The sequence below is a fragment of the Lysobacter sp. genome (assembly GCA_013141175.1).
Classification (GTDB): domain Bacteria; phylum Pseudomonadota; class Gammaproteobacteria; order Xanthomonadales; family Xanthomonadaceae; genus Lysobacter_I.
Genome location: JABFRN010000001.1, coordinates 2,656,389 through 2,676,074, shown reverse-complemented (window position 1 = coordinate 2,676,074; position 19,686 = coordinate 2,656,389). Strand labels below are relative to the sequence as shown.

18 protein-coding genes and 1 pseudogene are annotated in these 19,686 nt (G+C 66.0%); 16 read left to right on the top strand and 3 right to left on the bottom strand.

From position 1 onward, the window contains the following. The first annotated feature begins 5 nt into the window (after window positions 1-5). The 10 genes and pseudogenes from HOP03_11725 to HOP03_11680 all read left to right on the top strand — a co-directional run bounded on the left by HOP03_11725 (window position 6) and on the right by HOP03_11680 (window position 9,728). Window positions 6-638: a response regulator transcription factor gene (locus HOP03_11725; protein NOT88838.1), complete on the top strand. Its 633-nt coding sequence runs from the start codon at window positions 6-8 to the stop codon at window positions 636-638. A gap of 146 nt (window positions 639-784) precedes the next feature. Next, window positions 785-1,960 carry an acetyl-CoA C-acyltransferase gene (locus HOP03_11720; GenBank protein ID NOT88837.1) on the top strand — a complete coding sequence of 392 codons (1,176 nt, stop codon included), beginning with the start codon at window positions 785-787 and terminating at the stop codon, window positions 1,958-1,960. Between the two features lie 133 nt (window positions 1,961-2,093). Further along, window positions 2,094-2,453 (top strand): hypothetical protein, encoded by a 360-nt coding sequence (locus HOP03_11715; protein ID NOT88836.1) that lies wholly within the window; start codon window positions 2,094-2,096, stop codon window positions 2,451-2,453. A 194-nt stretch (window positions 2,454-2,647) separates the two neighbouring features. Next, window positions 2,648-3,037 carry a hypothetical protein gene (locus HOP03_11710; GenBank protein ID NOT88835.1) on the top strand — a complete coding sequence of 130 codons (390 nt, stop codon included), beginning with the start codon at window positions 2,648-2,650 and terminating at the stop codon, window positions 3,035-3,037. A gap of 317 nt (window positions 3,038-3,354) precedes the next feature. After that, the gene (locus tag HOP03_11705; protein ID NOT88834.1) at window positions 3,355-3,735 is read left to right on the top strand and encodes a hypothetical protein; all 381 of its coding nucleotides are present in this window, start codon (window positions 3,355-3,357) and stop codon (window positions 3,733-3,735) included. Window positions 3,736-3,862: 127 nt separating this feature from the next. Then, complete coding sequence (locus tag HOP03_11700; protein NOT88833.1) at window positions 3,863-5,470, top strand: methylcrotonoyl-CoA carboxylase; 1,608 nt, start codon at window positions 3,863-3,865, stop codon at window positions 5,468-5,470. 23 nt (window positions 5,471-5,493) lie between these two features. After that, window positions 5,494-7,182 carry a molecular chaperone HscC gene (locus HOP03_11695; GenBank protein ID NOT88832.1) on the top strand — a complete coding sequence of 563 codons (1,689 nt, stop codon included), beginning with the start codon at window positions 5,494-5,496 and terminating at the stop codon, window positions 7,180-7,182. Next, window positions 7,179-7,334, top strand: a pseudogene (locus HOP03_11690) (J domain-containing protein). The gene HOP03_11695 and the pseudogene HOP03_11690 overlap by 4 nt, the downstream one beginning before the upstream one ends. A gap of 1,504 nt (window positions 7,335-8,838) precedes the next feature. After that, a complete protein-coding gene (locus HOP03_11685; GenBank protein NOT88831.1) occupies window positions 8,839-9,378 on the top strand; it encodes a polymer-forming cytoskeletal protein in 540 nt (179 codons plus the stop codon). After that, window positions 9,375-9,728: a hypothetical protein gene (locus HOP03_11680; protein NOT88830.1), complete on the top strand. Its 354-nt coding sequence runs from the start codon at window positions 9,375-9,377 to the stop codon at window positions 9,726-9,728. The genes HOP03_11685 and HOP03_11680 overlap by 4 nt, the downstream gene beginning before the upstream one ends. A gap of 27 nt (window positions 9,729-9,755) precedes the next feature. Here the strand turns inward: HOP03_11680 and HOP03_11675 are convergent, their stop codons facing one another. From HOP03_11675 to HOP03_11665, 3 genes are read right to left on the bottom strand one after another with little or no spacing between them, the layout of a single operon-like run. After that, window positions 9,756-10,010 (bottom strand): hypothetical protein, encoded by a 255-nt coding sequence (locus HOP03_11675; protein ID NOT88829.1) that lies wholly within the window; start codon window positions 10,008-10,010, stop codon window positions 9,756-9,758. A 2-nt stretch (window positions 10,011-10,012) separates the two neighbouring features. Beyond that, entirely contained in the window at window positions 10,013-11,899 is a 1,887-nt protein-coding gene (locus HOP03_11670) for a ferrous iron transporter B (GenBank protein NOT88828.1), read from the bottom strand. Continuing rightward, the gene (locus tag HOP03_11665; protein ID NOT88827.1) at window positions 11,896-12,141 is read right to left on the bottom strand and encodes a ferrous iron transport protein A; all 246 of its coding nucleotides are present in this window, start codon (window positions 12,139-12,141) and stop codon (window positions 11,896-11,898) included. The genes HOP03_11670 and HOP03_11665 overlap by 4 nt, the downstream gene beginning before the upstream one ends. A 154-nt stretch (window positions 12,142-12,295) precedes the next feature. Here HOP03_11665 and HOP03_11660 point away from each other — a divergent pair, with 154 nt between their 5' ends. The 6 genes from HOP03_11660 to HOP03_11635 are packed head-to-tail and all read left to right on the top strand — an operon-like array spanning window position 12,296 to window position 19,682. Beyond that, complete coding sequence (locus tag HOP03_11660; protein NOT88826.1) at window positions 12,296-13,078, top strand: enoyl-CoA hydratase/isomerase family protein; 783 nt, start codon at window positions 12,296-12,298, stop codon at window positions 13,076-13,078. A 2-nt stretch (window positions 13,079-13,080) separates the two neighbouring features. After that, the gene (locus HOP03_11655; GenBank protein ID NOT88825.1) at window positions 13,081-13,590 is read left to right on the top strand and encodes a cupin domain-containing protein; all 510 of its coding nucleotides are present in this window, start codon (window positions 13,081-13,083) and stop codon (window positions 13,588-13,590) included. 17 nt (window positions 13,591-13,607) lie between these two features. After that, a complete protein-coding gene (locus HOP03_11650; GenBank protein ID NOT88824.1) occupies window positions 13,608-15,626 on the top strand; it encodes an acetyl/propionyl/methylcrotonyl-CoA carboxylase subunit alpha in 2,019 nt (672 codons plus the stop codon). Further along, window positions 15,623-16,201, top strand: a complete 579-nt coding sequence (locus HOP03_11645) for a hypothetical protein (protein NOT88823.1) — start codon at window positions 15,623-15,625, stop codon at window positions 16,199-16,201. Before HOP03_11650 ends, HOP03_11645 begins: the two co-directional genes overlap by 4 nt. After that, on the top strand, window positions 16,198-17,109 hold the full coding sequence (locus HOP03_11640) for a hydroxymethylglutaryl-CoA lyase (protein NOT88822.1): 912 nt from the start codon (window positions 16,198-16,200) through the stop codon (window positions 17,107-17,109). The genes HOP03_11645 and HOP03_11640 overlap by 4 nt, the downstream gene beginning before the upstream one ends. Then, window positions 17,106-19,682, top strand: coding sequence for an EAL domain-containing protein (locus tag HOP03_11635; protein NOT88821.1), 2,577 nt, complete (start codon window positions 17,106-17,108; stop codon window positions 19,680-19,682). Before HOP03_11640 ends, HOP03_11635 begins: the two co-directional genes overlap by 4 nt. Window positions 19,683-19,686: the final 4 nt, after the last annotated feature.

The window sequence follows — 19,686 nt, the reverse complement described above, 5'->3', positions numbered from 1 at the left end:
CTGCGCTGCCCACGGTCCGCATCGCGCTGTGCGACGACCAGGCGCTGGTCCTGCGCGGTTTGTCGAGTCTGTTGGCGGATCTTGGCGTGGAGATCGCACTGGAAGCCACCGACGCCGAACAACTGCTGGCAGCGCTGCCGCAGCGCCCGGTAGACCTGATCCTCAGCGATATCCGCATGCCGGGGCTGGGCGGGCTGGGCCTGCTGCGCGAACTGCGCGCCCGCGGCGACGCCACCCCGGTGATCCTGCTGACCACTTTCGACGACCCGACATTGATGTTGCAGGCGGTGGACGCGGGCGCGCAGGGCTTCCTGCTCAAGGACGCATCGCCCGAAGAACTGAAAGCAGCCATCCTGCGGGTGGCCGCCGGCGAAACACTGTTGCAGCCGGTGAGTCTGGGGCCGGTTCGCGCCGCATGGACCGACCCTGCGTCTGCAGCTCCCAACCTGCGGCTGACCGAACGCGAGCGCTCGATCCTCCGTCTGGTTGCCGGCGGTTACTCCAACAAGGAGATCGGCCGCAGCCTGCACCTCTCCGAAGGCACCGTGAAAAACTACATGTCCGAACTGCTGGTGAAGCTGGATTGCCGCGATCGCACGCATGCGGTGCTCAAAGCGATCACCCAGCGCCTGCTTTGATCCTCGCATCGGTCGGCTTGGCCGGAAGCCGTATTTGCGGCAGTGCAGCATGAGTCGCATAATCAGCCGGTTCCGGTAGACGGCTCCGCCGCCGCCGGCCCTGCCAACGCCTGCGCACGGGGTGCGCGACTGCCATGGAGTCCTGCATGTCCGACATCGTCATCGTCGGTGCCAAGCGCACCGCTATCGGTTCCTTCCTCGGCCAATTCACTGGCGTACCCACCCCCACCCTCGGTGCGGCGGCCATCGCCGGAGCGCTGGAACAGGCCGGCATCGCCCCGGACCAGGTCGACGAAGTCATCATGGGCTGCGTACTGCCGGCGGGCCTCGGCCAGGCACCGGCCCGCCAGGCGTCGCTAGCGGCCAGGATCCCCACCTCCGCCGGCTGTACCACCATCAACAAGGTCTGCGGCTCGGGCATGAAAGCAATCATGTTCGCCCACGACCTGATCAAGGCCGGCTCGGCGAACGTCGTCGTCGCTGGCGGCATGGAATCGATGACCAACGCCCCGCACCTGCTGACCGGTTCGCGCACCGGTATCCGCTACGGCAGCGGCGAGTTGCTCGACCACATGGCCTGGGACGGCCTGACCAACCCCTACGACAAGCAGGCCATGGGCGTCTTCGGCGACGCCACCTGCGCCAAATACGGCTTCGACCGGGCCGCCGTGGACGCGTTCTCCGCCGAAAGCGTCACCCGGGCACAGAAAGCCATCGCCGAGGGTGCGTTCAAGGGCGAGATCGTCCCGGTGACAGTGGTTACACGCAAAGGTGAAGTGGTGGTCGACGGCGACGAGGAGCCCGGTAAGATCGATCCTTCGAAGATCCCGACCCTCCGCGCCGCATTCGGCAAGGACGGCGTATTGACCGCTGCTTCGTCGTCGAAAATTTCCGATGGCGCCGCCGCCACCGTGCTGATGTCGTCCGATGAAGCCGCACGTCGCGGGCTGCAGCCGCTGGCGAGAATCGTTGCGCACGCGACACACGCGCAGGCACCGGAGCTGTTCACCACCGCACCGGTCGCAGCGATCGAAAACGTGCTGAAAAAAGCGGGCTGGAGCGTTGCGGACGTCGATCTGTTCGAAGTCAACGAAGCATTCGCATGCGTTGCGATGGCACCGATGAAAGACCTTGGCATCGCCCATGCGAAATTGAACATCCGTGGCGGTGCGTGCGCGCTCGGTCATCCGATCGGCGCCAGCGGCGCACGTCTTGTCGTGACCCTCATCGCGGCACTGCAGGCGACCGGTGGGAAGCGCGGCGTGGCATCGCTGTGCATCGGCGGCGGCGAGGCAACTGCCGTGGCGGTGGAGCTGCCATAAGACCGTCAAACGCAGAAAAGGAAAAAAACCGGACACGCCCGCTTGACAGCCGCTACCGGCTTGTCATGATGTGGCCATCCGCACTTGATGCGTATTGTTCACCCGCCACCCCTACACAGACGAGGACTTCGCCATGACCCTGAACAAGGCTCTGATCGCCCTGGCCCTGGGCTTCGCCCTGACCGCTTGCTCCAACAAGGAACAGGCCGAGAATTCCGCCGCCGAAGCTGCTGAAGCTTCCACCGAAGCCGCTGGCGCCGCGACCGAAGCTGCCGCCGCTGGCGACACCGCAGCCGCCGATGCCGCCAAGGCCGCCGCCGAATCCGCTGCTGCTGCTGCCGATGCCGCGACCGCTGGCGCCGCCAACGCCGCCGCTGCGGGCACCACCGAAGCCGCCGACGCCGCTGCCGATGCCGCCGAAAAGGCCGCCGACGCCGCCGAGTCTGCAGCCGACGCCGCCGGCAAAGCCGCCGACGCCGCAAAGACCAACTGATTCAGCAAAGCTTCACATCGCTGGATTGGTTGCTACAATGAGGAGGCCGCAGACTCATTTGCGGCTTTTTCATGGTGCTGGCAAGCACCAAGTAAGTCAGTGAACGAACACAAGCCGGCGAATGCCGGACTGCCCCGCGCACTGGCGTTGCCTGACCCCTAAGTTCCTTTCAGACAACTCCTTTGGAGAAAAGCATGAATACGAAGCTTTACGTCCTCCTCGCCGCTGGCGTCCTCGCTCTGTCGGCTTGCAACAAGGCCGAAGAAGCCGCTGACGCGACTGCCGAAGCCGCTACCGAAGCCGCCGACGCCAGCGCCGACGCTGCTACCGCCGCTGGCGATGCCGCTGCCGACGCCGCCACCGCTGCCGGCGACGCTGCCGCTGCCGCTGGTGAAGCTGCTGCCACCGCTGGCGACGCCGCCACTGCCGCTGGTGCCGACGCTGCCGCTGCTACCGCAGCTGGCGCCGCCGACGCTGCCGCCGGTGCCGCCGACGCTGCTGGTGCGATGGCCGACAAGGCCGGCGCCATGGCCGACAAGGCTGCTGAAGTGGCCGACAAGGCTGCCGAAGAAGCCAAGAAGTAATTCTGGCTTTCAGCTGCCGAGTACCAGAAAGGCCCGCTTCGGCGGGCCTTTCTCTTTGGGGCAAGCCCATTCGGTTCCGAGCGTAGGCAACGGCTTTTCAGGCGTGCGTATTGCGACCGGCATCGTGCCGTGTGCACGACAGTGAAATCGGATTGCTTCGGCGATGGATCATCGTTAGCTTGCCGGCTGACGTTGCCCTTTGAGCAACGGCAAGAATGCTGGAGGGGCGGCACTCTGCCACCGTGCAGGCGCCGGAACATGAGGTCGAGACCTCTTCGCCATTCTCCATACCAATTCCCCTGTCCGGAGAGCGACTCATGAACAAGACCATTTACATTCTGCTGGCGGCTGCGATGCTGTCGATGTCTGCCTGCAAAAATGAAACCGAGACCGCTAAAAACGAGGCTGCAGAGGCATCTACGGCAATGGAAGAAGCCGGCGATGCCGCTGCGGATGCCGCCAAGGCCGCCGGGGATGCCGCCGCACAGGGCGTGGACGCCGCGGCAGCCTCCTCCGGCGAAGCGATGGGAGAAGTCTCGGCCGCAGTCGAAGGCGCAGCCGACAAGGCGACCGCCGCTGCGACAGAAGCGACTGCCGATGCCGCCAACGCCACCGCCGACGCAGCGAACAAGATGGCTGACAAGGCCGATGCGATTGCGGACAAAGCCTCCGCCGCTGCGGAAGAAGCCAAGAAATAAGAGCTCGCTTCCACCGGCCAGGCACGGATGGAGAGACCTGCCACGGCAGGTCTCTCCGGCCCTGAACCCAGCCCCACATCGTCGCACCGGTTATCCTTGGCGTCCCATCGATGATCCCGACGCGCCCATGCCCGTGCTGAGCACCCGACTCGATCCGCAATCGCAGGAGTTTCGCGATACCGTCGCCTACCATCGCGAATTGGTCGCCGAGTTGGATTCACGGTTGGCGCGCGCTGCCGAAGGTGGAGGCGACAAGGCCAAGGCCAAGCACACCGAACGCGGCAAGCTGCTCGCGCGCGACCGCATCACCGCCCTCCTCGACCCGGGCTCGCCCTTTCTGGAAATCGCGCCGCTCGCCGCCGAAGGCATGTACGAGGGCGCAGCGCCGGCTGCAGGCATGGTCTGCGGCATCGGCCGGGTGATGGGCAACGAAGTGGTGATCGTGGCCAACGATGCCACGGTCAAGGGCGGCACCTATTTTCCGATGACGGTGAAGAAGCATCTGCGCGCGCAGGAGATCGCGCGCGAGAACAGGCTGCCCTGCATCTATCTGGTCGACTCCGGCGGTGCATTCCTGCCGCTGCAGGACGAGGTCTTTCCCGATCGCGAACACTTCGGCCGGATCTTCTACAACCAGGCGCGGATGAGCGCCGAGAACATCCCGCAGATCGCCGTGGTGATGGGCAGTTGCACCGCTGGCGGCGCCTATGTGCCGGCGATGAGCGACGAAAGCATCATCGTCAAGGAGCAAGGCACGATCTTCCTTGGCGGTCCGCCGCTGGTGAAGGCCGCGACCGGCGAAGTGGTCGACGCCGAAGCACTGGGCGGCGCCGACGTGCACACCAGCATCTCCGGCGTGGCCGATCATTTCGCCGAAGACGACCGCCACGCGCTGCAGATCGCGCGCAATCTCGTCGGCAATCTCAATCGCAGGAAGACGCTGCCGGTCGCGGTGCGACCATCGGCGGAGCCCCGCTACGCCGCCGACGAGTTGTACGGCATCGTGCCGAAGGACACGCGTCGCCCGTTCGACATCCGCGAAGTGATCGCGCGTATCGTCGATGGCTCCGACTTCGACGAGTTCAAGGCGCGCTACGGCAAGACGCTCATTACCGGTTTCGCGCACCTGCATGGTTATCCGGTCGGCATCGTCGCCAACAACGGCATCCTGTTCGCCGAAAGCGCGCTCAAGGGCGCGCACTTCATCGAACTGTGCAATCAGCGCGGAATCCCGCTGGTCTTCCTGCAGAACATCACCGGCTTCATGGTCGGCAGGAAATACGAAAACGCGGGCATCGCGAAGGATGGGGCGAAGATGGTCACTGCGGTCGCCTGCTCCAGCGTACCGAAATTCACCGTGGTCATCGGCGGCAGCTTCGGTGCCGGCAACTACGCGATGTGCGGCCGTGCGTACGGCGCGCGTTTCCTGTGGATGTGGCCGAACGCGCGGATCAGCGTGATGGGCGGCGAACAGGCGGCGAGCGTGCTCGCGACCGTGCGTCGCGATGGCATCGAAGCCGCAGGCAAGGTGTGGACGCTCGAAGAGGAAGAATCCTTCAAGGCCCCGATCCGCGACCAGTACGAAACCCAGGGCAATCCCTACTACGCCACCGCACGGCTGTGGGACGACGGCGTGATCGATCCCGCGGATACGCGCCGCGTGCTGGGGCTCGGAATTTCCGCCGCTTTGAACGCCCCCATCGAACCGGCACGCTTCGGCGTATTCCGGATGTAATCCTTCCAGACATAGACCATCGCATGATCGTCGGTATCGACCTCGGCACCACCCATTCCCTGATTGGCGCCTACACGGAACAAGGCAGCAAACTGTTCCCGAACGCGCTTGGCGACCTGTTGACGCCATCGGTGGTCAGCGTCGATGGCGATGCCGTCCTGGTCGGACAGGCCGCGCGCGATCGCCTGATCAGCCATCCGGAGCACACGGTCGCATCGTTCAAACGCTGGATGGGATCGTCGCGCGAGACCCGGCTCGGCGATCGCGGCTTCCGGCCCGAGGAACTCTCGGCGCTGGTCCTGCGCTCGCTGTTGGCCGATGCCGAAGCGGCGCTGGGCGAAAAAATCGCCGAAGCCGTGATCAGCGTCCCCGCATATTTCTCCGACGCCCAGCGCAAGGCCACGCGCAGCGCAGGCGAATTGGCCGGTGTGCGCGTCGAGCGGTTGATCAACGAGCCGACCGCTGCGGCGTTGGCTTACGGACTGCAGAACCGGGAACAGGAAAGCCGCTTTCTGGTGTTCGATCTCGGCGGCGGCACCTTCGACGTGTCCATCCTCGAATCCTTCGACAATGTGTTTGAAGTGCACGCCAGCGCCGGCGACAATTTCCTCGGCGGCGAGGATTTCCTCGACGCGCTGGTCGAGGCGTTTTTGCAGGATCATTCGCTGCGAAAGCATGCCATCAGCGCGTCGGAGCACGGCCAGCTCCGGCGCCGCCTGGAAGTGCTCAAGCGCGAGTTGGGCGGCGCCACAGTCGCACCGCTGCAGATCACGATCGGCGACAACAGCTACACGTGGAGTGTCGACGAAGAGCGCTTCGCGCGCCTCTGCGAACCGCTGGTGCAGCGAATGCGCGCGCCGATCGAGCGCGCGATGCGCGACGCGAAGCTGCAGCCGGCGCAGCTGGACGAGATCGTGCTGGTCGGCGGCGCCAGCCGCATGCCGCTGGTCGCACGGCTGGTGTCGCGCATGTTCGGCCGCTTGCCGTTGCGACACGTCAATCCCGACCAGGCCATCGCGCTCGGCGCCAGCGTCGCCGCCGGCCTGAAATCGCGCAATGCAAAGCTCGACGAGATCATTCTCACCGACGTCTGCCCCTACACGCTCGGCACCCAGATCGGGCGCCGCGACCCGAACGGCCAGGTCCACGACGGCTACTTCCATCCGATCATCCTGCGCAACAGCACGGTGCCGATCAGCCGCGAGGATGTCTTCTACCCGATGCACGAGCAGCAGCATCAGCTGACCATCGATATCTTCCAGGGCGAGAACCCGCTGGTCGCGAACAACATCAAACTCGGCGAGATCACGCTCGATCTCGACAAACGCCGCAGTCACAACGAAAACGGCGTCACCGTGCGCTTCACCTACGACATCAACGGCCTGCTGCAGGTGGAAGTGACGGAGCACGCGACACAGCGGCGACACGAGCTGCTGCTCGAACAGAATCCGGGACTGCTGACGCCGGATGAAATCCGCGCGCGACTCGCGGCGCTGTCGGAATTGAAAGTGCATCCGCGCGACCAGCAGGAAAACATCGCGGTATTGGCACGCGCCGGGCGGCTGTACGAGGAGTTCCTGCACGATCGCGGCCAACTGCAGGACTGGATCATGCAGTTCCGCGCGATTCTCGATACCCAGGACGTGGCGCAGATCGCGCATCACCGTAGCCATTTGGTGGAGGCGCTGGACGCGTTGGAAGCGCAGGCATGAGCCGCGCGCTGCGCGAACTCGGTCTTGGGCCGGACGCCGACGAGCGCGCGGTCAAGCGCGCATACGCCGCGCGCCTGAAGACGACCCGCCCCGATACCGATCCGGAAGGTTTCCAACGTCTCAACTCAGCGTATCAGGCCGCGCTCGCATGGGTACAGTCGCGGTCGAACGTTGCGCTCGCACCGCTGTCGATCGCATCGGATACGGATGTGGAAATCGGCGCGACTGCAGATGAAGTGCCGCTCGGCGCGATCACGCAGGTCCTCTCGGCAGATGCGCTGTCCGCCATGCTGGAGTCCCCTCCCAGAGAAACGGAGGAGAGCACGCACGACGACGCGAGCGATGGCGTATTCGACGTCGCCGAAAGCGATACGATCGACACCGATCCTCAGGAGGGGCTGTCCACCGAAACCATCCGCTTCGATCTCGATGCGTTCTTCGACGAGTGCATCGCGCTGGCGGCGCACGGTCGCGACGGCGAGCTGTTGGACTGGCTCAATGCGCAGCCTGTCCTCTGGTCGCTGGAGCACAAGGCGCAGATCGCGCAGTGGCTGCTCGGGCACCTGAACGAGCATCGGCCGACGATCGAAGCGCGCCGCTTCGACGTCATCGCCGAATTCTTCGGCCTGCTCGACCTGCACTCGGGTTACGACGCCTACGCCATCCAGCGCCTGCGTCATCGTCTGCATCTGGCATGGGAAATCCAGACCATGCAACTGCACGCCCTCGCGCAGCGGGGCCAACCGGATGGCGGCAGTCTCGCCGCCGACGTGCGCCAGACCCGGCGAATCCTCAAGCAGCTCCGTCGCCCGCTGAATACCGTACAGGCGATGTTCGCCGGGTTGATGCCGATGTACCCATCGGCGGTGCGCAGGTTCCTGTACCGGCTCGACTTCGGCAACCTCGATGACCTGCCTTTGCCGATCGATCCGCAGCAGGTGGCGTTCTGGGACGCGGCCGGCGATCGTTCGCGCGTCTCCGCGCCACGGCTTCGTATCGGTGCAGCGCGCTGCGTGGCGTATTCGGCGCTGACCATGCTGCTGGTGACATTGGTGAAACTGCTGGCGCCGGAAGCGGAGCTGCACGCATCCGCGGCGATCAAGACCGCGGCGACCGTATTTGCAGGGATGTCGGCAGGCTGGCTCGCATGGGTCGGCGGGCAGGCATGCCTGCAGTGGCAGTGCTTGCCGGAAGAGGAAGAAGGGCGATTCGGTCGCTTGCGTCGGGCGGCGATTCCCACGTTCGCATTGATCGCATTCGCGCTGGAACTCGCGCTGGACTGGGACATCGCGGCTGCCGTCTTGTCGTTGTGGACTTTCCTGTTGGCATGGCAACGCTACCGCCGACGCAACGGCCCGCTTTTCGGTTTCGCGCCACGCGGGCCGATCTGGTATGCGGTCGGTATCGCGCTGCTGCTGGGCCCCGGCCTGGCGCTGCTCGGCAGCGCGCCGCACGCAGTGATCGGTGGAATCTGCGCTTCAGCGGTGGCGCTGTGGGCATTCGACCTGCGCAAACAGCGCGCCGCGTCGAGCTGAATGCGAAAAGTCGGTGGCGTGAACAGCCGCGATTCTGCAGCCGGTGTCACACCGTGAGGCTGGCGACGGCGATATGGTGGACAGTCCTGCCGTCGCCATCGGCGTATCCGGAGTCCCCAGCATGGCCATCTTCAATCAATCCAACACCGGCAAGAAAGACGCCGCACCCGCTGCGGCGGATACGCCGAGCTTCGCCGCGCGCGAGGCATCCACGCCGCCCGCGAATACCGATTTCGCGCCCGCCACGTTCCCGCGCACCAGCGCCGCGCCTGAACCGGCCGCCGCACCCGCAGCCAAAGAGTCGCTGATCGCTGCCGACCTCACCATCGAAGGCAAGATCGAAGGCTCCGGCCACGTCCGCATCGCCGGAAAATTCAAGGGCGACGTCAACGTGCAAGGCGATCTGTCGCTGGAACGCGGCGCCAAGCTCAATGGCGGCGTGCGCGCGAAAAAAGTCACGCTGGCCGGCGAGCTGGAAGGCAACGTCGAAGCCGCCGCGCGAGTCGAACTGCTGGACACGGCGGTGGTGATCGGCGATCTCAAGGCCGGCACGCTCACGGTCGCCGCAGGCTCGAAGATCCGCGGACACATCGACTGCGGCTGGGAAAACAGCGGCACCCAGAAATCGGGCGGCAAAGCGGAACCGAAGCCCGAGTCATGAGCACGCGTCCGGGCATTGCGGGCGCCACCCGCGAATGCCCGCACTGCAAGGCGAAAATCCTCGAAAGCGCGGTGATCTGTCCCGCGTGCAAGCACTATCTGCGCTACGACTCGGACGCACGCCCGGCCAAGCCGGCGCAGATTCCGCTACAGGTCGAAGGCACCATCCGCCATCCGGCGGGTGGCGACCCCTGGGAATATTCCGTGGTGCTGGTGATCCGCGACGATCGCGGCAACGAAGTCACGCGTCAGGTCGTCGGCGTGGGCGCGATGCATGCCGGCGACGAGCGCAGCTTCACGCTGTCGGTGGAAGTGTTCGAGGCGAAGGGCGCGAAGCCACGGAAACATTGAGCGCGGCGAACGACGCGCGCATGCGGCTCAGGCTGCGTTTCCCGTATCGCAGTTGTTGCAACCGCCGCAACCATCCCCCGCAGGTTTCGGATTCGGCGCGATCCGCTTGCCGAGTGCACGCATCCAGGCCGGGCGGGTTTCACGCACCAGCGGCAGCGCGAGCGCGATGCGCAACCGTCGCGCGACATCCGGAAATTGTTTGTTCAGCACCACCCACGCGCTGACCGTCACCGCCAGCGCGACGACCATATATTGCAGCGTCAGCGGGAGTTGGAGCGACATCGTCAACCCGCCCCCATCGCAACCGCGAGCTGATACGTCACCAGCGATGCGATGTATGCCAATGCGAACAGATACATCATGGCGTTGCCCATCTGCTTCCACGAATTGGTTTCGCGCTTGATCGTGGCGAGCGTGGAGATGCACATCGGCGCGTAGATGTACCAGACCAGCAGCGACAGCGCCGTTGCCAGCGACCAGTCATGCGCGATGAGGGGCGACAACGCCTGTGCGGTGGCAGTCTCGTCGACCGCGGACAGCGCGTAGACCGTCGCCAAAGACGATACCGCGACTTCGCGCGCCGCCAGTCCGGGAATCAATGCGATGCAGATCTGCCAGCCGAAGCCGAGCGGTGCGAACACTGTCGTCATCGCGTGGCCGATGCGGCCGGCGAAGCTGTAATCGATGGCCGGTCCGATGGCGTCGGCGGGTGCGATCGGGAACGACAGCAGGAACCACAGCAGAACGGTCAGCGCAAGGATGATGCCGCCGACCCGCTTGAGAAAGATCATCGTGCGCTCCCACAGACCGATCGCCAGGTCGCGCAGGTTGGGCACACGATACGACGGCAACTCCAGCAACAGCGCGTGCTCGCCCTTGTCGCGGCGCCAGCGCTTCATCACCCACGCCACCAGTAATGCGCTGAGGATTCCCGCGACGTACAGCCCGAACAGCACCAGTCCCTGCAGGTTCAGAATGCCCCACACATCGCGGCGCGGAATGAACGCGCCGATCAGCAGCGCGTACACCGGCAATCGCGCCGAACAGGTCATCAGCGGCGCGACCAGAATGGTGGCAAGGCGGTCTCGCGGGTCCTGGATACTGCGCGTGGCCATGATCCCGGGCACCGCGCAGGCAAAGCTCGACAACAGCGGGATGAAACTGCGTCCGGACAGACCTGCCTTCGACATCAGGCGATCGAGCAGGAACGCTGCGCGGGGCAGATAGCCGGATTCCTCGAGCGCGAGGATGAACGCGAACAGGATCAGGATCTGCGGCAGGAACACAATGACGCCGCCGAGGCCGGCGATGATGCCATCGACCAACAGACTCCGCAGTGGCCCTTCCGGCAACCGTGCGCCAAGCGCATGGCCGAGCCATACGGTCGCCGCATCGATCCCGCCCATCAGCGGCGCGGCCCACGCGTAGACGGCCTGGAATATCAGGAACATCACCACCGCAAGCGTCAACAGGCCGACGACGGGATGCAGCAGCCAGCGGTCGAGCACGTCGTCCACGTGCGCGGTGCGTGTGGGCATGCGCACGGCCAGCGCCAGCAGGCGCCGCGTTTCCTCGTGCAACTTCTGCTCCGGGCCCGATCCGGTGCCGATCCCGGTCGCGGCCGGCTGCACCGGCGGCGACAGCCGATCGGCCATTGCATCGAGCTGCGCCAGCAGCGCCGTGCCGCCATCGCGACGCACCGCCACGGTCTCGACCACCGGCACGCCGAGTTCGCGCTGCAGCACCTGCGGATCGATTTCCATACCGCGATGCTTGGCGGCGTCCATCATGTTGAGGGCGACGACCATGGGTTTGCCCAGCGCGCGGACTTCCAGCGCGAAGCGCAGATGCAGGCGCAGGTTGGTGGCATCGACCACGCAGACCAGCAGATCCGGGGCGGGTTCGCCGGGATAGAAGCCGCGGCAGATATCGCGGGTCACCGCCTCATCGAGACTGGCGGCATGGAAACTGTAGGCGCCGGGAAGATCCAGCAGCACGCATGGCCGGCCGGCCGGCGTCTGCAACCGACCCTCTTTGCGCTCGACGGTCACGCCGGCGTAATTCGCCACCTTCTGGCGGCTGCCGGTCAACAGGTTGAACAGTGCGGTCTTGCCGCAGTTGGGATTGCCGACCAACGCCAGCCGAAGCGGTTGCGCGGCAGTACCACTCACGACGATGCCTTCACGCACAGGATCACGCGCGCAGCCTCGCTGCGGCGCAGCGCGAACCGGGTGAAGCCGATCTGCACCAGCAGCGGCTCGGCGCCGAACGGGCCGGCCGCGACCACCTCGACACGCTCGCCCGCGACGAAACCCAGCTCGCGCAGGCGCCGTGCGATCGCATCGTTCGGCGTCAGTTCCCGCACGGATTCAACCCGAGCTTCGACGCGCCCTGTCAATTCGGTCAGATTCAAAGACCGTTCCAAGTTAGGGATTCCAAATAGGAATTGTTCTCATCTTATAACATATCGCTGGTAGTCAGGTCGATCCAGATCAAATTCCGCCCTTTCCGGGTGAGCGGATATCATTCATATCTTCGCATTGCGGACCACACTCAGGATCAGGGGCATGACCGATTCGCTGCAGCACTACCGCAATGGCGCCGTTGTCCATCTGCGCCTGTATCGACCGGCGTTGCACAACGCCTTCGACGCCGACCTCATCGAAAGCCTGACCGCGGCGCTGGTCGCCATCGGCGCGGACAAGACGGTCCGGGTCGTGGTGCTGGAAGGCGCGGGCCCCAGTTTCTCGGCGGGCGCCGATCTGAACTGGATGCACGGCATGATCACCGCCAGCCAGGAGGAGAACCGCGTCGATGCGCTGGCCCTCGCCCGCCTGATGCGGACACTGGACGACCTGCCCCATCCGACCATCGCCCGCGTCCACGGCGCGGCCTTCGGCGGCGGCGTCGGTCTGGTCGCCTGCTGCGACATCGCCATCGGCAGCGACGAAGCGAAATTCGGCCTGACCGAAAGCAAGCTCGGGCTGCTGCCGGCAGTGATTTCGCCCTATGTCATCGCCGCCGTCGGTGCGCGACAGGCGCGACGCTGGTTCGCCAGCGCCGAGCATTTCGACGCCGCCGAGGCACTGCGGATCGGCCTGCTGCATGCGGTGGTCCCTGCCGATGAGCTCGACGCGGCGATCAAGCGGCAGATCGATCTGCTGCTGAATGCGGGTCCCTTGGCCGCCAGCCACGCGAAGCTGCTGGTGAGGCGCGTCGATGGCGAGCACGATCGCGAGAAGCTCGACCGCGACAACGCCGACCTGATCGCCCGCCTGCGCGTCTCGCCCGAAGGCCAGGAAGGCCTGATCGCATTCCTCGAAAAGCGCAAACCCGGCTGGACGCCCTGACCATGACTTCACCCATCCTCAACATCGCCGATGTCGACATGATCGATCTGGCGGAACGGTCGCGGCAGCGCGGCAGCGAAATGCCGACTGCGCGCTTCGGCGGACGCATCGGTCCGATCGGTCCGCACATCGGCGCGCAGAAGCTCGGCTACAACCTCACTGCAGTCGCACCGGGCAAGGCCGCGTTCCCGAAGCATTCGCACCGGGTCAACGAAGAGATGTTCTACATTCTCGATGGCGCGGGCGAGCTGAAGCTCGGCGATTCGACCTATCCGATCCGCGCCGGCGATGTCATCGCCTGCCCACCGGGCGGGCCGGACACCGCGCATCAACTCGTCAACACCGGCAGCGACGAACTGCGCTTTCTCGCCGTGAGCACCATGGCGTTTCCTGAAATCTGCGAATACCCGGATTCGGGCAAATTGAACGCGATCACCGGCATGGGCCACGACGACTTCCGTCATCTCGCCCGCCACGGCGAGAGCCTCGACTACTGGGATGGCGAAGCTTGAGCAGCCTGCAGCGAAAGATGTTCGACAAGATCCTCATCGCCAATCGCGGCGAGATCGCCTGCCGGGTGATCCGCACCTGCCGCAGGCTGGGGATCCGCACGGTCGCGGTGTATTCCGATGCCGACGCCGATGCGCAGCACGTGCGGCTGGCCGATGAAGCGCGGCACATCGGCGGCGCGCGCCCACAGGACAGTTACCTGCGCGGCGATGCGATTCTGGACGTCGCGAAAGCCACCGGCGCGCAGGCGATCCATCCCGGTTACGGCTTTCTCAGCGAGAACGCGGACTTCGCCGATGCGGTGGAAGCCGCCGGCATCGTCTTCATCGGCCCGAAAGCCGCGTCGATGCGCAAGATGGGCAGCAAGGCCGGCGCGAAGCAACTGATGCAGGCCGCAGGCGTGCCGGTGGTGCCGGGCTACACCGGCGAAGACCAGACGCCCGAACTGCTGCAGCGCGAAGCCGACGCCATCGGCTATCCGCTGATGATCAAGGCCGCGCACGGCGGCGGCGGCAAGGGCATGCGGATCGTGCGCGATTCCGGCGAGTTCCTGCCGAATCTCGAAAGCTGCCAGCGCGAAGCGCGCAACGCCTTCGGCCGCGACCGCGTGCTGCTGGAGCGCTATGTCGAAAAACCGCGCCACATCGAGATCCAGATCTTCGGCGACGCGTACGGCGAAGTGATCCATCTCAACGAACGCGAATGCTCGGCGCAGCGTCGCTATCAGAAAGTCCTGGAAGAATCGCCCTCGCGGTTCCTCACGCCGGAACTGCGCGAAGCGATGGGCGCAGCGGCGGTGCAGGCCGGGCATGCGATCGATTACCAGAATGCCGGCACCGTCGAATTCATCGTCGGCCAGGACGGTCGCTTCTATTTCATGGAGATCAACACGCGCCTGCAGGTGGAGCATCCGGTCACCGAATACGTCACCGGCCTCGATCTGGTCGAATGGCAGCTGCGCGTCGCCGCTGGCGAACGCCTGCCGAACGCGCAGCATGAAATCGCCCAGCGCGGTCACGCCATCGAAGTGCGGCTGTACGCGGAGGATCCGGAAGCGGGCTTCCTGCCGGGCTCTGGCAAGCTCACGCGGCTGCGGCTGCCCGCAGCGGACGCGCATACGCGCATCGATGGCGGTGTGATCGAAGGCGACACCGTCACCATCTTCTACGACCCGATGATCGCAAAACTCATCGTCTGGGACGAGGATCGCCCGCGCGCCCTCGCCCGCCTGCGCGACGCGCTCGCGCAGTGTTCGATCGATGGCCCGAAATCCAACGTGGCGTTCCTCGAACGGCTGATCCGCCACCCCAGCGTCGTCGACGCGACCATCGACACCGGCACGCTGGATCGCGATCTCGATGCCTTCATGCCCAAGCCCGCAGGCGCATCGCACGCGCGCGCTGCGCGCATGGCGGCGGCGACGGCGCTGCTGCTGATCGAAGAAGCGCAGACCCGCGCATCCGCGGCCATCGGCGGCGATCCGGGCTCACCGTGGGCCATCGCCGACGGCTGGCGCCTGGGCCACGCCGGACATCGGCGCCTGGTACTGGACGACGGCAATGAGCGCCACACGCTGATCGCACACGGCACGACCGGCGACTATCGCTTCGAGGACGCGGATGGCGCGGTCGACGTGCGCGGCGCGCGGCTGGCCGATGACATGTTGTTTGCCCGTTTCGATGATGAAGGCCGCCGTTTGCGTGTGGATGCCGGCGGCGCTTCCGATGCGTTCGCGCGTGTGGATGTGCACGATGGCGAACGTCGCTGGCGGTTCGCGCGGGTGCCTGCGTATCAGCCGGCGAGCGAACAGGCCGATACCGCCAGCGACCGCACCCGGGCCCCCATGCCCGGCCGCATCGTGCTGATCAAAGCGCGGATCGGGGACCCTGTCGAAGACGGCCAGGAGATTCTGGTGATGGAGGCGATGAAGATGGAACTGGCGCTGAAAGCACCGTGCTCGGGCATCGTCGCCGAAATCCGCGTGGCCGTCGGCGATTTCGTCGAGGCCGATGCCGTGCTGGTGGTGCTGACGCAATGAGCCTGCGCTTCGCGACGTACTCGCTCGCGCTGTCGCTCCTGTCCGGATGCGTCGCCTTCGAACGCGCACCCGTATCGAAGCTCAGCTGCGACCCCGCGCTGGCGGGGCGCTGGCAACCCGTGAAGGATGGCCCGCTCGACAATATCGTCGAGATCGGACCGGACTGCACGCTGCGCTGGCCGGACGAGGCCGGCGGTTTCCACCGCGCCACGCTCACCGGCTTCACGCTCGGCGACGACCGCTACCTCGTGTTCAGCCCCACCGACGCGGACCGGCTGATGGCGGCGGAAGGCGATCTCATCCGCAGCGCGCCGAAGGGCAGCGTCTTCCTGGCCCGCTACCGCATCGAAGGCGACAGCGCCCTGCTGTGGCTACCCGACCCGCAGATCGCGATGCAGGCGGGAACGAAGGGCGAAGCCACCGGCCGCCGGATCGAAGACGAACTCATCCATGTCGAAGGCGACCGCAGAGCCATCGCAACCCTGCTGCGCACGCGCGGCGATGCGATGTTCCGCATGGCCGAAGCGCGCGGGACGCTGGCGCTCCGCCGCCTTCCGCTGGACACCGCCCGATGAGCGACTTCGTCCGCATCGTCGAAGTCGGCGCCCGCGACGGGCTGCAGAACGAGAAGACGCTGGTGCCGGCGGCGACGAAGATCGAATTGATCGACCGTCTTTCCGCCACGGGCCTGCGCAGCATCGAGGCGACCAGTTTCGTCAGCCCGAAATGGGTGCCGCAACTGGCCGACGCCGCCGAGGTCTACATCGGCATCGCAAAGCGACCCGGCGTGCGCTATCCGGTGCTGGTGCCGAACGAACAGGGTTACGAACGCGCCCGCGCGGTGGGCGTGGACGAGATCGCGGTGTTCACCGCTGCATCCGAAGCCTTCAACCACCGGAACATCAACGCGTCCATCGAGGAATCGCTGCTGCGGTTCGAACCCGTCGTTGCGCGCGCGAAAACCGACGGCGTCGCGGTGCGCGGTTACGTGTCCACCGTATTGGGGTGCCCGTACCAGGGCGATGTCCCGGTGGCCGATGTCGTGCGCGTGGCGAAGACGCTGCATGCGATGGGTTGTTACGAAATTTCGCTCGGCGACACCATCGGCATCGGCACGCCGACCAAGGCCGCAGCGATGTTGCGCGCGGTCGCGGACGAGGTGCCGATGGCCGCACTCGCGGTGCATTTCCACGACACCTACGGCCAGGCGCTGGCGAATATCCTCGCTTGCCTGGAAGCGGGCGTGCGCGTGGTCGACGCCGCCGTCTCCGGCACCGGCGGCTGTCCGTACGCACAAGGCGCCAGCGGAAACGTCGCGACCGAGGACGTGGCGTATATGCTGCAGGGCATGGGCCTCGACACCGGCATCGACCTCGACGCACTCAGCGCCACCGGGCGCTGGCTGGCGCAATTGCTCGGCCGACCGACCGGCAGCAAATTCACCCAGGCGCGGACGTCATCCATCACGGACCGGGCACGATGACCGAGACCTGGCCAGATCCCACGCTGCCGCCGTCCGTCGAAATGACGCAGACACTGGCCGCACTGGACCAGGCCCGACAGAACGCCGACCTCGACGCCGATACCCGCGCGCTGCTCGACCGCGCCCACGCCGCGTTGGACAGCGCGATCGCCGACACCGAATCCGAACGCCTGCGCTACTCCGCGCTGTTCGACGCGGTGCCCGACCCGGTCAGCATCATCGCCTGGGACGGCACCGTCCTCGATCTCAACAAGGCCGGCATGGCCGCGTATCGACGCTCGCGCGCGGAAATCGTCGGCCAACCCATCGAAGTGCTGAACCCCGATCTGCCCCCGGACCACATGGTGCCGGTGTGGGAGGCGCTGAGCCGCGGCGAGACCTACGTGGTCGAAGTGGCGAACATGCGCGCCGATGGCAGCCGTTTCCCGGTGGAGGTGCATACAGCCGGCTTCGACTACAAAGGCAAGAAAGTGATGGTCGCGGTGGCGCGCGACCTGAGCAACCGCTGGCAGGCGGAAACGCGCTATCGGCTGCTGCTCGAATCCATCGACGTCGGCGTGATCCTGTTCGATCGCGACATGCACGTGATCTCGGCGAACCCGGCCGCGCATCGCGCGATCGGCGCCGAGCCCGGCCAGAGCGTGCATACGCTGCTGCAGCCCGAGAACTGGAACATCGTCGATGCCCGTGGACGGCCGCTGGGCTTCCACGAATGGCCGACGACACTGGCGCTGGAACGTGCGCAGGCCATCAGCAACACCGTCATCGGCCTGTATTTCGTGCCCAACCGGCGGATGTCCTGGATCTCGGTGACGGCGGTACCGGTGTTCGAAGCCGGCGGCACCACACCGCAGTACGTGTTCGCGATGTTCAGCGATGTCACCACGCTCAAACGCGACAACGTGCTGTTCGACCGCGCCCAGGGCCTCGCCCATATCGGCGGTTGGGAATGGGACCGTGGCCGCCAGCGGCTGTACCTCACCCGCGAGGCACAGCGCATCCTCGGCCGCATTCCCACGCCGGAAACGATGGACGACATGCTCGCCGGGGTCTACGGCCCGGACCAGCATCACATCCGCAACGCCATCGACCGGTTGATCGAAACCGGCGGCAGCTTCGACCTGGAACTGCAGTATCTGCGCAGCGACCGTCATGTCTGCTGGATCCGCGTGATCGGCGAAGCGGATACCGGCGACCCGGGCACATCGCGCATCGTCGGCACGCTGCAGGACATGACCGAGCGCAAGCACGCCGAAGAGACGCTGCGTGTGCAGGCGCGCACCGACCCGCTTACCGGGCTGCTCAACCGCGATGCGATCCTCGTCGAACTCGAAGTGCGGATGCAGGACCCGACGCACGCCGCCGTCGCGGTGCTGTACGTCGACCTCGACCGTTTCAAGGTCGTCAACGATGTGCTCGGCCACGCGGCCGGCGACGAACTGCTGGCCTCGGCCGCGCAGCGCATCGCCAACGCGGTCGGCACCGAAGGGCTGGTCGCGCGTTTCGGCGGCGACGAATTCCTGGTGGTCTGCAATCTCGCCGACGACCCGCAGCGTCCGGAGCGGATCGCAGGCGCGATCCTGCAATCGCTGATGGACAGCTTCCGCTTCGACAACGAGGAATTCACGATCACCGCCAGCATCGGCATCGCCCGCGCGCCCAGCGACGGCGAACGCCCGCAGTCGCTGATCCAGAACGCCGACGCCGCGATGTACGACAGCAAGCGCCGCTCGCGCAACGCATGGCAGGCGTTCACGCCCGCGCTCGCGCAGACCCAGGCGGACCGGCTGTGGATGGAAACCCATCTGCGCCGCGCCGCCGACAACGGCGAATTCCATCTCGTCTACCAGCCGCAGGTCGATCTGCTCAGCGGCCGGATCGTCGCCGCCGAAGCGCTGATCCGCTGGCAGAACCATCTGCTCGGCGAGCTGCGCCCGGACCGCTTCATCAGCCACGCCGAAACCACCGGCGACATCGTCCGCATCGGCAGTTGGGTCCTGCGCGAAGCCTGTCGCCAGGTCGCGGCGTGGCGCGACGCCGGGCTCGGCATCGTCCGCGTGGCGGTGAACGTGTCGTATCGCCAGTTCGTCGGCGAAGACCTCGCCGAAGGCGTGCGGCACATCCTCGACGAATTCCACTTGCCCGGTGCCGCACTCGAACTCGAATTCACCGAACGGGTGCTGATCGAGGACGCACCCGATACCCTGCGCACCTTCGCCGACCTGCGCGAGATGGGCGTGATCCTGACCATCGACGACTTCGGCGAAGGCTACAGCGCGTTGAACTATCTGCGCCGGCTGCCGATCCATGGTTTGAAGCTGAGCCAGCTGTTCGTCGAAGGCGTGCCGAACAACAATTCCGACGTCGCCGTATGCCAGGCGGTATCGGGGATCGCGCGCAGCCTCGGCCTGAGCCTGGTGGCCGAGGGCGTGGAATCCGAAGCGCAGCGCCAGTTCCTGTTGCGGCTCGGCGTGCCGATCGCGCAGGGCTTCCTGTTCGCGCCCGGCCTGAAACCCGACGAATTCGCGCGTCGCCTCGAACAGGGCGGCCTGCATCCTTCGCCTGCGCATTGATCCT

Excerpts from the sequence above, each read along its gene's own strand:
- HOP03_11715 (NOT88836.1), top strand. The coding sequence starts at position 2,094 with ATGACCCTGAACAAGGCTCTGATCGCCCTGGCCCTGGGCTTCGCCCTG.
- HOP03_11635 (NOT88821.1), top strand. The coding sequence starts at position 17,106 with ATGACCGAGACCTGGCCAGATCCCACGCTGCCGCCGTCCGTCGAAATG.
- HOP03_11645 (NOT88823.1), top strand. The coding sequence starts at position 15,623 with ATGAGCCTGCGCTTCGCGACGTACTCGCTCGCGCTGTCGCTCCTGTCC.
- HOP03_11710 (NOT88835.1), top strand. The coding sequence starts at position 2,648 with ATGAATACGAAGCTTTACGTCCTCCTCGCCGCTGGCGTCCTCGCTCTG.
- HOP03_11640 (NOT88822.1), top strand. The coding sequence starts at position 16,198 with ATGAGCGACTTCGTCCGCATCGTCGAAGTCGGCGCCCGCGACGGGCTG.
- HOP03_11680 (NOT88830.1), top strand. The coding sequence starts at position 9,375 with ATGAGCACGCGTCCGGGCATTGCGGGCGCCACCCGCGAATGCCCGCAC.
- HOP03_11685 (NOT88831.1), top strand. The coding sequence starts at position 8,839 with ATGGCCATCTTCAATCAATCCAACACCGGCAAGAAAGACGCCGCACCC.
- HOP03_11655 (NOT88825.1), top strand. The coding sequence starts at position 13,081 with ATGACTTCACCCATCCTCAACATCGCCGATGTCGACATGATCGATCTG.
- HOP03_11705 (NOT88834.1), top strand. The coding sequence starts at position 3,355 with ATGAACAAGACCATTTACATTCTGCTGGCGGCTGCGATGCTGTCGATG.
- HOP03_11720 (NOT88837.1), top strand. The coding sequence starts at position 785 with ATGTCCGACATCGTCATCGTCGGTGCCAAGCGCACCGCTATCGGTTCC.
- HOP03_11660 (NOT88826.1), top strand. The coding sequence starts at position 12,296 with ATGACCGATTCGCTGCAGCACTACCGCAATGGCGCCGTTGTCCATCTG.
- HOP03_11695 (NOT88832.1), top strand. The coding sequence starts at position 5,494 with ATGATCGTCGGTATCGACCTCGGCACCACCCATTCCCTGATTGGCGCC.
- HOP03_11700 (NOT88833.1), top strand. The coding sequence starts at position 3,863 with ATGCCCGTGCTGAGCACCCGACTCGATCCGCAATCGCAGGAGTTTCGC.
- HOP03_11650 (NOT88824.1), top strand. The coding sequence starts at position 13,608 with ATGTTCGACAAGATCCTCATCGCCAATCGCGGCGAGATCGCCTGCCGG.
- HOP03_11675 (NOT88829.1), bottom strand. The coding sequence starts at position 10,010 with ATGTCGCTCCAACTCCCGCTGACGCTGCAATATATGGTCGTCGCGCTG.